Genomic DNA, 15638 nt, shown 5'->3' on the forward strand with positions numbered 1-15638 from the left:
TTTTAACTGCCGTTTATTACATTTTTTGCTTGCCAAATACAGGGACCGGTGGCCTAGATAAGGAGAAAGTAATGAAGATATTCGAAAAAAAATTAAGAAATCACTCCACTCACTTTAAAATTGTCCTTTATAAAAGATAGAATATCTTATTAATTGCAAGCTTATTTGAGAAAAGTGTAGCAACAGCTTTCATAATTGGATTAGGGGGAAGTAATAATGTTAGGGTGGTTACGGAAACGGAAGTATACATTTACAAAGGAAGATGGATTAAAAAGTATAGGAACAACTAAAGAAACTAATATAGATTTTAAGGAATATTTTTACGATGAAAGTAATAAATATTTTCAGTTGCAAGAGGTAGTTCAAGAAAACTTAGAATCATATACACCAGAGGAAATAGAAAGGCTGGCAGCTGATGTCTTATATTTATATTGTTGCTTCGTTAGAAATATCTCAACAATTAAAACAGAAAATATGAGCAAGTCAAATCTACATTTTCACCTTGCTGTTATTGGGAAGTTGTCGGATGCCACTCACAATATACCAGGCAGTCTAATTGCAGCAAGGTTGGGTAAAGCTCATGTATTGAATTACCACCTTAGTGAATTTTTAACGTTTCTAAAAATTTTACATCAAACTGAAATTATTCGACTAGACTATCATTACCATTGCCTTGATATAAGAAAAGAATGGGAGCATTTATATGTTTCTACTGAAGAAACGGCCTGAATCTAATCGGATGGGACAGCAGCTGGCCACATAAAAAGCAATGAGTACTTAACAGCAGACCTCGCTAGAGTATTCCCTCCCTCAGCATGCTCCAAGTCCGCTCTTCTCCCGCTTATACCCTCATTATATCCAGTTTTTCCCTGTTCGTTGGCCCGTCGGTCCTCTTAAACCGCTCGCTTTTGACTTTGAATTGTGGGAGAGCGTTTGTTTTTTCGGACTTGCTGCAGGCTTCGCTTGCGACGCGCGACAAACCCCCACCCTTTCTTTCGAGAAAATGGTTCCGAAGGATTGGATGATTCGAAGGGATGGAATGGATTCGAAAAAATTGAATGATTTAATGGGTTCGAAGGATGAAATGAATCGAATGAATGTGATGGGTTCGGAATAAATGAAATGGAAAAAACGGGCTGTTCAAGGTAAAAAAAGCGGGAGAAGGGAGGAAAAGCGGCATACAGTGTAGAAGAATACTCTAACGAGGTTTACTGAATTTGAAAATAGTTTATAGTTATGATGAAGGTGATGGATTGATGGAACAATTGACGATATTTGAGTGTGAGGAAGCCTCCCCTCTTGCGGAAGAGGAGATGGTTTTTCAAATCGGCGATGACGTGAAGATCCGGAAGGTCCAGGAGGAGGAACCGCTGGATCCGGAGGACTTTTATTATTTGAAAGACTTCAGCAACAAAAAAGGCATTATCCTTTCCGCTAAAACGAATTCCCAGGGGAAGGTATGCTACGAGGTTGGGTTTGACAGAGACGTTAAAGGTTACTTTTACAGCGGGGATCTGATTTTGCTGTAAGGGAGGAAAGTTAAATGGAGGAAAAACAAAGGCAGCCAGTTTCCATCGAAATCATCGGTCTTAGCCAGAGGGAATTAAATACGCTCTTTATTCTAAAGACCCTGATGGAAGGCACGAATTATCCAAAAGCACTTTATAAAGAGTTAACCGAGAGGTTTAATGGTAAAAGACATAGTTACGCTTACTTTTGCAAAGTGGCAAAAGAGCTGGCCGAGAGCGGGCATTTGCTCCTGGAGAAAGAGGGCTCCTTTAATGTCTACAACATTACAAAGAAAGGGGAATCCCTTTACCAGTGGTACCAGCTGAATTTTAAAGAGCGCCTCTATGAAGTCAAAATGGTCATCGACCGGTTTGTCTACGATTTGACTAGGTCCGGTAATAATCCGCCGGTTGAGCATGAGCTTCCAGATGAACATCGAAATTATTTTGCCAAATTGGTTTCAGTGATGGATCTAGTCCGGTATGTCACATTAAAAGCAGCCATGAACCAGGGGCACATTCATATGGCCGGCATTGAGGAGATATTAATGCAAAGGTATGGGTGGGTGACCAGTAGCGGTTATCATTACAAACTTGCAAGGGATATGGAAAAAAACGGTCTATTAGTTGGAAAGTGGGAAGGCGTAACTAGGACGAAACGGTTATTGAGGATTACTGAGGAAGGAAAACATCATTATAAGCAGATTGCTGATTCTGCAGCTGAAAGAGTTCAAGCTGTACAACACTATTTAATTTCAGTTTTAAAATTCTTGTAGTTCAAAGGCCATTACTCTAGTAAGCTAGCTTATAAATCATCCTTATAGATCTCATATCACCCTATTGAAAATTTATTTCAATAGGTTTTTTTGTGTTTATTGAAGGGTGGTTAAAAAGTACTATTGTAATTTTATCCCTTAAATGTATAAAATAGTAAACGGAGGTGAATTTGGTAGAATTTTGTAGAAGTTTATCATTTTTTGAAAGAAGGGGGATATAATGATGAAAAAAACAAATTTATTCGTAATCGCTTTACTTACGATACTAGCAACTTTTGCAAACCCTTTTGAAGGAAAAGCAGCAAGTTGTCCTGACTATACAGTTCATAGCGGGGGAAATACCTTTCTTGATGCTTCGTACGATAATGGATCAGCTAAATGGGTTCTTGAGCCAGATTCAGGTCCCGATCAAGGTACATATTTAATTGAGTATGGGGCACATGGTGATATGATTCATTACTATAAGTTTAGCATAGGTGGTTGTTCTAGTTACGCTGGCTGGTGGGGTGTTTATGCCTATCTAAATAACTATGATTTCACTAATACTAAGGCAACATATTATTGGGATTTTGGTTCTACTAGAAGAAATATTGGGACACTTAATCAAAAAACTGCTCCGGGTGGTTGGAATAAAATAAGTACGCAATTAATTAACACATCTTCTCCTATATTCGGGGTTTCAAGTAATGGCCCAAGTGGTACAAATACCGGTTCTGATGGAATGAAATTAGTAGACTAAGGAGGCGATACCCTTGAAAAAATTAACGTTAACACTTTCTATTCTTTGTTTTGTAGTTATATTAGCAGCATTTAATCCAATAACAAATACGACTCAGCCTATAGAAGTTAGTAAAGAAGAAATTCATTCAAAAATGTTAAACTCGATTAATTATTTTAAATCCGCTAAAGGAAACTTTGTTTATAGTGATAACACAGGAATAGAATACACGGTAGATTATCATGTGAAAACTAAAGATAATCCTTCATCTGTTGTAACTATGAATGATCATGGTGAGAAATCAACTCAATCTTTTAATGAAAAGTCCAGTCTAATCATTGATCATGAAAAAGAAGCCTATAATGAGTTAGCCGTCCCGGAAAATTTCAGTAAGGAAATGTGGGCTCATTTAGAAAAAGAAGATAAAAAGCCAAAAGCTAGATATCAAAAGGAAAACGGAGAAAAAGTCTACGTTCACTATGTAGATCCAACTCAAATGGGGATAGCCCAAGACTCTTTATACCCTCAAAGTATTGCTATGGGATTCCTTGAGGATTATGACCAATGGGAAATTACAGACGTTCTAAGCAAGGAAAACGGTGGTTTGCATAACTTGGATACTATTGTAATAGAAGGTACTTTAAATGATTATTATCAGAAAAAGCATTCAGCTAAGACCTTTAAATTATGGGTTAGTAAAGACACTGGGATTTTATTAAATTATGAAGAGTACAATGATACTGGTGATGTAGTAATTAGCCAAATTACAAAATCTATTAAATTGAACCAAAATGTCAAAGACCGTATCGCTGTCCCGGCCGTACCTAAAAATTACAAGAAAACTGAGATATATTAACCTTAAGGAGAGTGAATTCTTTATTCACTCTTTTTCCTTTAATATACTTACTATTTTACCTCCATCATACCCTTTCTGGCTTTCCCACCAGAGGGAAAGCCCCCCTAATGTTCCTATCTCCATTACATTATCCTCTGCATATTGAAAAGATTAATTAACCGATAAAATTTATTTTCAATCTAACTATATTCAGAATCAAAAGGATACCACCACTTTGTAGGCAACCATGATAAAAATTAATAAACATGCTATATTTACTTGATCTTTGAAACATTTTTTTCAGTTGTTCGTCTTCTTAATGAATCTAAGTCAGGAGAGCGAGAATGTTTAAATCTAAAGAGCAAAAATTTAAAGAAATCATTCACCTTTATTCAAATGATATTACCAGAATTTCTTATTCATATCTAAAGGACAAAGAATTAGCAAAGGATGTTACTCAAAACACCTTTCTAAAGGCATATGAAAATTTTAATACAATACAAAAAAAGGATTCCATCAAATACTGGCTAATAAGAACTGCAGTAAATGAATGTAAAGATTATCTTAAAAGCTCTTATAAAAAAAGGACTACAATTACAGACGAAGAACCACTTATTTCTGTTGAATTGAATATTGATGAAAAATTTATTAAACAATTAGAGAGAACAAAAATTAGAAACATGTTGTTTTCCATCGATGAAAAATACAGAGAAATTCTAATCCTATATTATTATCAGGATCTCTCTCTTAAAGAAATATCAAGTCTTTTAAATATAAACGAAAATACAGCAAGGACCCGTATTTCTCGAGCTAGAAAAGTGTTCAAAGAGATTTTTGATAAGTCTGGAGGTATTTAATATGGAAGAGATAAAAAAAGTAATAGAGGATGGATTTGAAGAAATAATATTTGATGATGAAGACAAAGAAATCCTTTTAGATACTATTAAGCGATCGAGAAGGAGAAATATCAAGCAAAAAACTTTGATTATCTTTTCGAGTGCAGCTATGATCTGGTTGCTTTTATTTTCTACAGCGAATCAAATAATAACTTATGCTATAGATCAAAGTGCTGAAAAGATGGAATTGCAATTAAAGATGTATAATTCCGTCCTATATTATGAGACTGTACAAGGACAATATCAGGAAACAGATTACCTCAGAGAACAAAAAGAACAAGTGAAATTTAAGATAAGTGAAGGGGACACTCCTGGAGGAACTGTTCAAATTAACATCAATGATAATATCTACATTGAAGAAAAATCCAATGGAAACAAACGAATTGTATATGAAGATTCGCCAGAAGGTGAGATTGTATCAGAAGATAAAAGAACAATTGTAGACAAATTCACACAAAATTTATTCGAAAAATGGGAAACGCTTAAAGATGCTTTTGTGATTATGAATGATGGAATACCAGGCTATAACTACAGAGAAAGGCCTTCTTATATTCATTATTCTAGTTTTATTACATTTCCCCAAGCCCCAGCACATTATTTAAGGGTTTTAGAAAACTGGGAGATAAAAGAGGAAGGGACACTCCTTGGAAGGAAGGTTAAAGTTATTGAAGGGGAATTTGATAAAAACAGCAAGGAAAAATTCAGATCTGAAACATTTAAAATGTGGGTAGATACCGAATCTGGGGTATTACTCAAATATATTTCTTATGATAAAGATGGAAAGATGACCAAAGAAGTCCATGTAAATGAAATAAAGTTTAATGAAGACTTAAATGCTGAAGATTATTTAGAATAAGGTCTCACCAAGGAAAACACCATTTCTCAAAGTTCATGAATATTGACAAATGGTGTTTTTTCTTGGGATTTTGCAATTAAAATGATTTCCGCATATGATTGTCCTAATAAAACAAAATGGAATATCTATTTAATAGCATGTAAGGGGGAAGTAATATGAATACCAATAAACCTGATATGAAGGGGTTAGATCAATTAGATACAGCTGTTCTTTTACAGAAGATGATTGTGATTAATGGAATGATTAACTACGGTACAAAAGAGCAAAAAGAAAAAGGGAAGATGGAATTTAAAAAGCTTGAACCATTAATTTTAAATTCTGTTAATCTTGCAGCACTTGAACAAGCAAAGTTCGAGCTTAATATTACAAACAATGATCTTAAGCAACAATAGCTTAAGTTCTTTTTACAATGCAAACCAAATGAAGGAGAGAGTATGAATATCCCTTTTTGCTATCATCAAAGAATCGAAATGTTTACAGACATTAAAGGCGGCCACATTCATCTTTTAGAACTATCAGAAAATGAGCTGTCACATAAAAAGCTAAAAAAATTAATACATCAAATTTCTGAATTAAACAATATAACTCCAATCCTTTTCAATTGGATCTACTATGGAGATGGTAAGGCTTATGGAGTTAGTTCATCAATGATAAGCTGCTTATCCAAGAACGATGAACGCTTATACTCACAATACAGAAAAAGAATGGTCTTAGCGGCACCATTTCGTATATTCTAAGATTGAAATTTTTAATTAATCTATGATAAAATATGGTAAATACATATTACTAAAAGCGGAAGAACCGCAATCAGGGATGAAACCTTGTTTGCAGTTCTTCCGTTTTTTATTAGGAGGAAATATAAATGAACGCAATTGCAAATGGATTTAAGAAAAAAAGAAAAGCTATGAATTTACTGCTTATTGAAGTTAGTAATGGATGTGGACTGCTCCCTAGTACCATTCTAAAAATTGAAATGGGGATTCACGGCAATATGAATGACATCCAAAAGCTTTCATCTTTTTACAGTAATTAATACCGTTCAATGATTTAGCTCTAATCATAAGTTAAATGAAAATGTTAAAGGAGACAAACCATGTACATTGAAGATGCTATTAGTACCAATCATCGATTTGTAGATTTTGTTGAGGAAAGGGAAAATGATTTGTTTGAAAAAGAGAAATTTAGAGCATTAGGAAAACAGGATGACTATATTTTTCAGACTTTGGTTTTTATGGGAAGAGCATCTCAGCAAATGTCTATAGGATTTACAATTGCAGATACTCTGAATGAAATCCCTCAATCTATTAAGGAGGAAATGAGGGATCTAGCAAGACGTTATCACGGATTACAGGAACAGATCCGCAACCTTTCAAAGGAAGGAGGATAAACGTGAATGCTGCAGTTTTAGCAAACGGAAAAGTAATCAGTGCTTTTGAGTACCAAGATGTAAAACATGGCCACAACATTTACTGTTTGGATAGCTCTTGCAAAGCTCCTGTCATTTTCGTTCCAGCTCAAGGCAGTGTAGCACCACACTTTAAAACAAGTGGAAAAGGGAAGTCGAAGCATACAGACAACTGTGGACTGTCAAAAAAATTGAGTTTTGTAGAAACCATAGAAAAATGTGAGCAGTATCAAAATGATTTGCTGGCCAAGGACATGCAGCAGATTGTCATCAAGATGAATTTGAATAGAATTGATCCAGATTTTGAAGCTAAGGTCGTTGAGAGGGAACAACAAAATAAACCGCCACAGGCTATTAAAGTAAAGAATGATTCTTCCTTAACACCTAGCAGCATATCTTCACTTAAGTCTGTTGTAAAGTTAATTAAAGACCACCAACCGGATGTCCTGGCATCCATTATCATACATGTTAAAGGCAATAAGATTCCTCTATCACAGTTGATCATTAAACCAGCACGAACCCATGAACTTTTATGGGAGAATAAATCTCTTGAAAAGACTCCATATTTTGTTTATGGGACAATAAGTAATTTTATTAAAAGAGAGAAGGTATACTACCTAAACTTTGAAGAAGGTAAAAATTTCAGCTTAGTAGTATTTGAGAAATATTTCCCTCATTTCACCTATACAGAGAATCAGCTTCTAGGTCATAAAGTCATAGCATACGGATTTTTAAGAAAAAATAAATACAATGAAAAAAAGTCTACCGAGATGATAATTAAGAGTAGTAAATATATCGAGCACCTACCTATTGTGACCTAACATAAAAGTTCGATAACTATGAATCAGTGATTCAAGGAATAGATAATCAACGTAAAAGTGACAAGGGATTTAACCAATTTAAGGAATTATTTAGCGCATTATAGAGCATCCTTCTGGGTGCTTTTTGTTTTGTCATTATTTGACGAACGATAGTGTTTGTTCCTGTAGGTCCTCTTGCTCATAATAGGGGGTGGGGGTGTAATAATATGTTTTTTGACCCAGGAATTCGGCCTGGATTATCAATGGAGTATATCGAAGAAGAAATAGAAAGCCTAAAAAAGAAATATTATTGCAAGCAATGTAATAAGCAGATAGAAAGTTACGAACACTCTTATCAAGATGAGAAATGTGATGATTGCTATAAGCGATCATTATGGGCGAATCTAAAAAGGGATTATAGAGTGAAGATAAAATACTCTAGAGATTCTAAAGTACCTAAAAAACTCCATGGATTGTGGGTAACAATAGAAGGTTTTAATAATCGTAATAATCCAGTGTTTTATTGCCCTATAACAGATAAACCAAGAGTATTAAGTTTTAGTAATATGGATCAAGCTCATAAGCGTTATAAACTTAGATAGCACCTATTTTAGGTGCTTTTTATTTTGGAAAAAGCAGTGGATGGGGAAGAAACTTAATAGAAAAAGTAGTGCCTTTCGAGAAATACATTGATGTAGTAACAGGCACTAATTGTAATTTGTTTGATTGAAATTTATTCAATAACGAATCAAGCTCTTGACTACACTATATTGTTTCCTTATTTAAGAGACCATTTACATTCGCTAGTCTAATCATCTCACTTCTTTTTCTGACGATTAATAAGAAAAGATTTTCTATGCTCACATGCTCATTTACATAAAACATTATTCACCCTTCTTTTACACTTTTATTCTATAGTAAAAACAAGTCAAAAAAAGTAAGCGAGAGGTTACCGAATGGCCGAATTTAAAACAGAGCAACAAAAGCGTAAGTTCTATGATAGTGGAGAATGGAAGAAGCTACGAGAGAAAATAAAGAAACGTGACAACTATGAATGTCAGGAATGTAAACGACAATGACAAGTCACTATTGATAAAAATCAATATAGTAAAAGGGTATTTATTAATGTTAATTTTCCTTGTATTCAATCTTGCACATATTCTCCTTCAATAAATTTTCCTCCATTGTTCAATTAGTACATAAATATGAATTTTTAAACTGAGTTGAATGGACTGGCTTTTTACCCTAGTTAAAAAAGCGGTACCCCAAATATTATGCTGCTTACTTATTTTCTAGTTTTATCTAATTATTGAGGCGATACCTGATTACCGAAAATTCTATCATCTTTCATACAGCAAATTAGATGCCCAAGGTATCGATTAACTAAAGATAATTTGCTTAAAACGCGATTCTCCGACAATAGTATATATAATTTTTGTTCTATATTTTTATTACACTCCACAAGATAAAAATAATTACACTCAGGTAGGCCAACTTCCTTAAATAACGAATGATACACAATAGTCATTTTGTATCATTCGGTAATAAGGTCGTAACCCCTTGTGGCTGTAAGCCTAGACCGCTTATTTTACATATAGTATAATTTTTATATCGGACATATTGAAGTGCAATGTATGATTAAATGATACATATTGGATTTATAGATTGGGGGTAGGTAAATTGAATTTAGTTCAGCCGATACGGGACCTTGAAAAGATCCAAGAGGTTGCCACAATCTTGAAAAAAAGAAGTTTTCGAGATTATTTTTTGTTTGTTATGGGAACACAGACAGGTTTAAGAATTTCGGATTTGTTGAAGCTAAGAGTCCGGGATATAAGGAATAGAACTCATGTGAGTATTATTGAAAAGAAAACTAAGAAGCCAAAACGATTTTTATTATCTCCTTCTGTTCGGGTTATCATTAATGATTATATTGAAGAAATGAAAGATGACGATTATCTATTTCAATCGAGAAAAGGTTCCAACCAACCGATATTAAGGCAGAGAGCCTATGCGATCCTAAACGAAGCAGCCAAGAAAGCTGGATTAGAGGAAATTGGTACCCATACCTTAAGAAAGACCTTTGGTTATCATTTTTATCAGAGGAAAAAAGATGTTGCTATGTTACAGCAGTTATTTAATCATTCTGCTCCATCAATAACGCTTAAATATATTGGGATCACACAGGATTTGCAGGACAAAGCACTGGAAGATTTTGATATAGTCGATTGGAGTAATGTTCATTAAATTTGTAAAATCGAGGATCGCATCTGTAAAAAAGAACCGCAAGGTTCTTTTTTTTGATTAAGAAAGGTTAACAAAATCTACAAAATTCATCAAATATTCATTCAAGAATTTGAGTTACAATTTCATTAGGTCTTCCATATAAAGGAGATTCCATATGACTCATGAAAATTATATTGTTTCTATTTATCTAGAAGTACTAACAGGAAAAAGATCCAGATTCCCGATAGACACCTGGGCCGGAACACCTGAAGGAAAATTAAATGCACAGCAATTACTCCGCTATCTAATTCTTGAAAAACTTTCAATGAACCGTAAAACTCTTTGTCAAACATTCAACCTCTCACTTTTGAAGGAATATAAATTAGATAGAGCGCTGCAAAAAGCGTATAAAAACAATATTTTCCCTTATGTATCTGAAAGCTTCCCTGAATGGGAGTTAAATCCCTGGGAACTACAAAAAAGCCGGGTACCGGTAGGATTTTGGACAGAGGAACAGACCGCTAAAGCAACAAGATGGTTATTCACACAAAAGTTAAATTGGAGCAATGAGCAGATTGCAAATCATGTCTCAGGATCAACTTTTCATCGGAACAATTTAGGTGGGATGTTACAGCTAGTGTTTCATAACAATGCATGCGCTGCAGTCGAGCACGCTTTTCCTGAACATGACTGGACGTATTTACGGGAACGTGCTGGTTATAAACTAACGCTTGGACAAAGTAAGACAATACAATTCCTTTCCCAAACGGGAAAATACTCGCAGAGGGACCTTGCAAAGCTGTTTAACGTTTCACCAGGTTCGATCACATATGTTTTAAATGTTAAGCAATATGAATAGAAGCAATCATGCCCAGCAATAATATTTTTCATCTTGTTAAATAAATTGTAAGAGGCTATGATATTCATATATTGATTTTTACTTTTCAGCTCATACCAAGCGGTAAGAGTCAACTAACTATTAAAGCACTTTTCGAGTGTTTAAACGCCATAAAAAGCATTTGTGCCTTTTTTGTCGTTTAAGAACTGGAAAAGTGCTTTTTTGCGCTTATATTTACAAGTTATTAAACTTATATGTATAAGAAGATTTCGGAACTACTAAGGGGGATTTCAATGGACACTTTGCTTGGATTACTAATTACACCTACAACTTGGATTTTAATAGCTGCAGTTGTCATTATTTATTGCGTGTTGAAAATTATTAGAAATATTTATGCCACAGTTGTGGGCCTATTTTTTACCGGTATATGGATTTATAAAGCTTATCACTTTTTGATGGATAAATTTTAATCTTGCTATTAGTTACCTATAATTACAAACCAACATAAAAATTTAAGTCGTTTTATGAAACATCAAATAAAAAGGATAAGGAGTAGTAATAAATGAGGAGAATTACAAAATCCGTAGCAAATGAAAGGTATGTGGAAGGTCAGCAAGTTGTGATCGATGAACAAACTGCCTCCATTTCTTTATTACAAAGGAGATTAAGAATAGGATTCATTTCTGCAGTTATGATTATGGACCGCATGGAAGAAGAAGGTGTTGTTGGCCCCTATAATGGTCCACTACCCAGAGAAGTATTAGTTAAGAAACATAGGAGTGATAACTAGGTTGTCCTATTTAAAATGCCCACAGTGCCGAAATGTCCGTATGTTTAAGGATGGTAGGTGTTTGATTTGCAACTACATAACAAATGAGCGAAGGGCTATTGAAGCTATATATCCCAATAAGAAACATTCTTCTGAAACTGGAGCTCTTCAGCTTAAAACAAAAACTTACAATACTACGATAAACAATAGCAATCTAATAACTACAGCCTCGGTTATAATGGATACATCTTCTGGCTCAAATACGGGTTCTGATTCTAATTCTGGAGATTATTGACCAGATTCTCCATTTATGGTGTCGCATAGAAATTAAGCTAAACTCCGGTTAATACTATAACAAATTCTAAAATGGTTAGCCAGCTAGTTATCAAGGCAGACCGATATATTTATATATCCTCTGCTTTTTCTATTTAAATCGGGGCAAATTTGGTCAAGAGTATTTTATTCAAACTTTTTGTTTTTATTCTTCCAATAGTTTCACAATTTACTTATAATTAACATATACCAATCTTGTAACTTTATGTTAAACCCATGCGGGATTAACAATTTAAATTACTAAGCACTTTATTCAAAGTGATTAAATCTACTATTTTAGTAGCAATGGATTTAATCATTTTGAGTAGAGCGCTTTTTTTATGGCCAAAAATTTTTAAGGAGAGTGGAAGTCTTGCTACGGATTCTATTTTATTCCTACTGGGCTTATACCGGTTTACAAGTTGCTGTTTATTCAATGTTGGGTGACTTAGGGAGCATGGCAGCAAACAGCATTGGAATGTTGCTATTTGCCCTATTAATTCAAAAATTGAAGAGGAAGGAGCAGGCAAAATGAAAAACGTACATGTTTTATTTGGTCCTGAGAGATATTTTTTGGAAAAGAAGAAACAAGAAATAATTAACAATACTATTCCACCGGAAGAAAGAGATTTAAGTGTAACTATTCATGACGCTAGAGAGACCTCTATTCAAGAAGCGTTAGATGATTGTCAAACCATTTCTTTCTTAGGTGGAAATAGGGTCGTAATTGTCAAAGATGCATATTTTTTCACAACTGAAAAAGCTCGCGAGAAAGTGGATCACAACTTGGATTCTCTCCTTTCCTATATGGAGAAACCAAGTGGAGATGCCGTGTTAGTAATTATGGTTCCTTATGAAAAATTGGATAACCGAAAAAAGGTTGTTAAAAATCTAAAGAAGTTGGCAGCTGTCTATGAGGCGAAATCGTTAAAAGGCGGCCAACTCTTTGATTGGGTGTATAAAAGAACCAGGGAACAAGGAGTCTCAATGAGCACAGAAGGAATAAATCTTCTTATCTCTTATATAGGTTCTAACCTTTATCAATTAGAAAATGAAATTATAAAGATGGCCTTACATATAGGTCCAGGTAATGAGCTTGAAGTGCAGCATATCGAACAGCTCGTTTCACGCACATTGGAGCAAGACATTTTTAAATTGATCAATGCCATTGTTTCAAAAAGGGCAGAAGAAGCATTCCTCTTACTTGAAGACATGTTCAGACAAGGAGAGGACTCTATAAAGATTATTAATCTAATCGCTCGCCAATTCCGCATTCTTTTTCAGCTACAGGAATTGAAAAAAGAGGGACTTAGTAATGGTCAAATCGCTTCCAAAATAAAGCTTCCACCTTTTTTGGTCAATATGAATATGAATTTATCTGTCCAATACGAAGGTAATGAGCTGCTTGGAATTTTATCTCAGCTTACTGAGCTAGATTACCAAATGAAAACGGGTCAGGTAAGCAAGGAACTTGCATTAGAATCCTTTATTGCAAAAATCGCATAAACCATACTTTGCATTCAATAATTATTGCTCATTTTTTAAGGAGGAATTTAAATGAAATACACTTACGAAGTTGAAATGAGTCCTTTAAGACATAGGATTATAGAGGAACAACAGAAAAAACAAGCACTAGCACTGGAGATTAAAAGGAGAAATCAAAAATCAAGACGTATAAAAAGGATGATTGGCAACTTGATTGTTGGGACCTTAGTTTCTGCAGTAATGGTAGGAGTGGTTTTATTAGGATCATTTTTAGATAGTGGATTATAAATCAAAGCCTCCCTTAGATAGGGGGGCTTTTTATCTACCCGAAATGAAAAAATGTCCTGATCTGAGTACCTAATCAAATATTAGTAATAGTTTTCGTATAGGTAAATTCCCCCTAATAATTACAAGTATTTCTAAAAATATGCTAAAATATAGGAACAAATGTTCTGTTTTGGTTGTTTTTTTTTCTTGAACTTGCTCTTTATTTAATAGGGGGTGTGTCTTAGTGGAAAAATACAGTAGTTTGAGCGAGTTTAAGAAAAAGAATACCGAATTTTTATCACAACCTATTGTACAAAGTTTTTTCGATGATTCTAGGAACCTTTCTCTCTTAGAATTATCTGTAGTTGACGGGGATATAGAGGCTCAAAATCAGCTGGATAGACGGTTTGTAGAGCACTTTTTTTTATGCCGTTTAATTAAATATATTTCTACTCTTTCATTTCGTTTTTCTATTGATTTTAATAAGCGCAGAAGGAAACAAAAGGAAAATTTCCCGCTTTTAGTAGACCAACCAAATAATGAGAGTAATTCCACTATGTTGGATTATTTATCAGTCACACAAGAACAGCTTACTATTGTAAATGAAGGAGAATCTTCAAACATATTTGAATTAGTCGTAGATGAAGCCTTATATAAAATTCTTATGAAACTTGGTAAAAAAGAAAAAGAAGTAATCCAGCTTATTCTCGGGGATCAATTGAAACAGATTGAGATAGCAAGAATACTCAACGAAAGTCCTCAAAACATAGCAAAAACAAAGAAAAAAGCTTTAATGAAAATAAGGAAGCAATATGAAAAAAGGGGATAATTTAAGTGGAAAAATATATAGATAAAAAGGAGATACTAACCAAAGCACTTTTGATTATGAATCCAAAGATTAAGAAATCACTATTAAGTGTTGACTTAAATGATCGAGATGATTTGGAACAAGAAATTAAATTGAAAATTGTAGAAGCGGTTCTTGGCGGTAAAATAGACTTTCCTCCAACATTTACTGATTACTATGAGGTATTCACCAATAAAGCCATTCAGCAAGCTAACAACAGTTAGCTTGCTTTTTATATTTAGATAGCACTTAAAGGTTGATTTATACCTACGTTCCAACTCTTTATAGCTAAAGGGGGTGTTTGATAATGGAAATAAATTTTCCTCAAATTGTGGGAATTCTGGCTAATTTCGGTTTCCCTGTTATGGTTGCCATTTATCTTTTAATTAGGTTCGAAAAGAGAATCGAGGGATTAACAGAGGCAATTTCCCAGCTGCAGCAATTTATGAAATCTAAATTATAATTTTTTAAAAAGGGTTGATTTTTTCTTTTGAATTTCTCTTTATATAGTAACAAGTTAATAACCGCGCGGGAAATTACTTGTACTAAAATTGTGGAGGTAAATATATTATGGCTATAACTGGTGGAAGTGAATATGCAGCTAAAATTACAGTTAGCTTGAGTCAAATAAGAAACATGCAACGAGCACAACAAGATATCTGGACTGAAGGTTTCAAAAATAATAATTATAGCAAGTTACAATCCCTATTAGGTACAACAGCCACTGTGTTAGGACTAGTATTTGTGGCAAGTACTCCTGCAGGAATTGTAGCAGGTGTAACTGGACTAGTAGTTGGTTTAGCTCCCAGTGCTAAAAATACACTCCAAAACTTGGTTTACAATGGATATTGGGAAATGGGTTACTTGGAAAGATTTATGGAGGATAATCCAAAATACGATTTAATGGAAGTTGAACTTCCATTTATAGAATATACAGTAGATGGTAAACGAATTCGATTTGTGACAGGTAGAGGAGTAATTAAACGAGTTCACTCCGGTAGTGGCTGGATTACCTTATAATCAAAAAAAGAATGTTCGGAATAATAACCGAACATTCTTTCAGTTTGTAGACAAAAGGGGTTCGGAATAGTCTCATTCCG

General features: G+C 34.1%; 22 protein-coding genes and 1 pseudogene. All 23 read left to right on the forward strand.

Translation table 11 applies throughout. The features are described from left to right. Positions 1–216 precede the first annotated feature (216 nt). The 23 genes and pseudogenes from PBF_RS24120 to PBF_RS24220 all read left to right on the forward strand — a co-directional run bounded on the left by PBF_RS24120 (position 217) and on the right by PBF_RS24220 (position 15558). On the forward strand, positions 217–729 hold the full coding sequence (locus PBF_RS24120; RefSeq protein ID WP_035333491.1) for a hypothetical protein: 513 nt from the start codon (positions 217–219) through the stop codon (positions 727–729). Between the two features lie 488 nt (positions 730–1217). Next, positions 1218–1529, forward strand: a complete 312-nt coding sequence (locus tag PBF_RS24125) for a hypothetical protein (RefSeq protein WP_152539740.1) — start codon at positions 1218–1220, stop codon at positions 1527–1529. 14 nt (positions 1530–1543) lie between these two features. After that, a complete protein-coding gene (locus PBF_RS24130; protein ID WP_035333493.1) occupies positions 1544–2284 on the forward strand; it encodes a helix-turn-helix transcriptional regulator in 741 nt (246 codons plus the stop codon). A gap of 220 nt (positions 2285–2504) precedes the next feature. Continuing rightward, entirely contained in the window at positions 2505–3023 is a 519-nt protein-coding gene (locus PBF_RS24135) for a hypothetical protein (RefSeq protein WP_139266896.1), read from the forward strand. A 13-nt stretch (positions 3024–3036) separates the two neighbouring features. Then, positions 3037–3858, forward strand: coding sequence for a hypothetical protein (locus PBF_RS24140; protein ID WP_035333495.1), 822 nt, complete (start codon positions 3037–3039; stop codon positions 3856–3858). 323 nt (positions 3859–4181) lie between these two features. Then, positions 4182–4694, forward strand: a complete 513-nt coding sequence (locus PBF_RS24145) for a sigma-70 family RNA polymerase sigma factor (protein WP_035333496.1) — start codon at positions 4182–4184, stop codon at positions 4692–4694. 1 nt (position 4695) lies between these two features. Then, positions 4696–5589 (forward strand): hypothetical protein, encoded by an 894-nt coding sequence (locus PBF_RS24150; protein ID WP_035333497.1) that lies wholly within the window; start codon positions 4696–4698, stop codon positions 5587–5589. 155 nt (positions 5590–5744) lie between these two features. Then, a complete protein-coding gene (locus tag PBF_RS24155) occupies positions 5745–5981 on the forward strand; it encodes a hypothetical protein (RefSeq protein WP_035333498.1) in 237 nt (78 codons plus the stop codon). A 470-nt stretch (positions 5982–6451) separates the two neighbouring features. After that, a complete protein-coding gene (locus tag PBF_RS26305) occupies positions 6452–6622 on the forward strand; it encodes a hypothetical protein (protein WP_160169289.1) in 171 nt (56 codons plus the stop codon). Positions 6623–6682: 60 nt separating this feature from the next. Then, on the forward strand, positions 6683–6976 hold the full coding sequence (locus PBF_RS24165; protein WP_051489009.1) for a hypothetical protein: 294 nt from the start codon (positions 6683–6685) through the stop codon (positions 6974–6976). Positions 6977–6978: 2 nt separating this feature from the next. Continuing rightward, the gene (locus PBF_RS24170) at positions 6979–7815 is read left to right on the forward strand and encodes a hypothetical protein (RefSeq protein WP_035333500.1); all 837 of its coding nucleotides are present in this window, start codon (positions 6979–6981) and stop codon (positions 7813–7815) included. A 206-nt stretch (positions 7816–8021) separates the two neighbouring features. Further along, positions 8022–8396 carry a hypothetical protein gene (locus PBF_RS24175; protein WP_035333502.1) on the forward strand — a complete coding sequence of 125 codons (375 nt, stop codon included), beginning with the start codon at positions 8022–8024 and terminating at the stop codon, positions 8394–8396. A 354-nt stretch (positions 8397–8750) separates the two neighbouring features. Beyond that, positions 8751–8870: pseudogene (locus tag PBF_RS25680) on the forward strand (HNH endonuclease); the annotation flags it as partial. A 604-nt stretch (positions 8871–9474) separates the two neighbouring features. Continuing rightward, positions 9475–10041 (forward strand): site-specific integrase, encoded by a 567-nt coding sequence (locus tag PBF_RS24185; RefSeq protein ID WP_035333504.1) that lies wholly within the window; start codon positions 9475–9477, stop codon positions 10039–10041. 154 nt (positions 10042–10195) lie between these two features. Continuing rightward, on the forward strand, positions 10196–10879 hold the full coding sequence (locus tag PBF_RS24190) for a DUF4046 domain-containing protein (protein ID WP_035333505.1): 684 nt from the start codon (positions 10196–10198) through the stop codon (positions 10877–10879). A 272-nt stretch (positions 10880–11151) separates the two neighbouring features. Continuing rightward, positions 11152–11328 (forward strand): hypothetical protein, encoded by a 177-nt coding sequence (locus PBF_RS26310; RefSeq protein ID WP_160169290.1) that lies wholly within the window; start codon positions 11152–11154, stop codon positions 11326–11328. Between the two features lie 92 nt (positions 11329–11420). Next, positions 11421–11648: a DNA translocase FtsK gene (locus PBF_RS24195; protein ID WP_035333507.1), complete on the forward strand. Its 228-nt coding sequence runs from the start codon at positions 11421–11423 to the stop codon at positions 11646–11648. 822 nt (positions 11649–12470) lie between these two features. Continuing rightward, the gene (gene holA, locus PBF_RS24200) at positions 12471–13445 is read left to right on the forward strand and encodes a DNA polymerase III subunit delta (RefSeq protein ID WP_035333509.1); all 975 of its coding nucleotides are present in this window, start codon (positions 12471–12473) and stop codon (positions 13443–13445) included. Positions 13446–13496: 51 nt separating this feature from the next. Next, positions 13497–13712, forward strand: a complete 216-nt coding sequence (locus PBF_RS24205) for a hypothetical protein (RefSeq protein WP_035333511.1) — start codon at positions 13497–13499, stop codon at positions 13710–13712. A gap of 223 nt (positions 13713–13935) precedes the next feature. After that, positions 13936–14520 (forward strand): sigma-70 family RNA polymerase sigma factor, encoded by a 585-nt coding sequence (locus PBF_RS24210; protein ID WP_035333512.1) that lies wholly within the window; start codon positions 13936–13938, stop codon positions 14518–14520. Positions 14521–14525: 5 nt separating this feature from the next. Then, on the forward strand, positions 14526–14762 hold the full coding sequence (locus tag PBF_RS24215) for a hypothetical protein (RefSeq protein WP_035333513.1): 237 nt from the start codon (positions 14526–14528) through the stop codon (positions 14760–14762). An 83-nt stretch (positions 14763–14845) separates the two neighbouring features. Then, a complete protein-coding gene (locus PBF_RS25685) occupies positions 14846–15001 on the forward strand; it encodes a YvrJ family protein (protein WP_081757371.1) in 156 nt (51 codons plus the stop codon). 107 nt (positions 15002–15108) lie between these two features. After that, positions 15109–15558 (forward strand): hypothetical protein, encoded by a 450-nt coding sequence (locus tag PBF_RS24220; protein WP_035333514.1) that lies wholly within the window; start codon positions 15109–15111, stop codon positions 15556–15558. The last annotated feature ends 80 nt before the right edge of the window (positions 15559–15638 follow it).

This window comes from Cytobacillus firmus DS1, assembly GCF_000565285.1.
GTDB lineage: Bacteria > Bacillota > Bacilli > Bacillales > Cytobacillaceae > Cytobacillus > Cytobacillus firmus_A.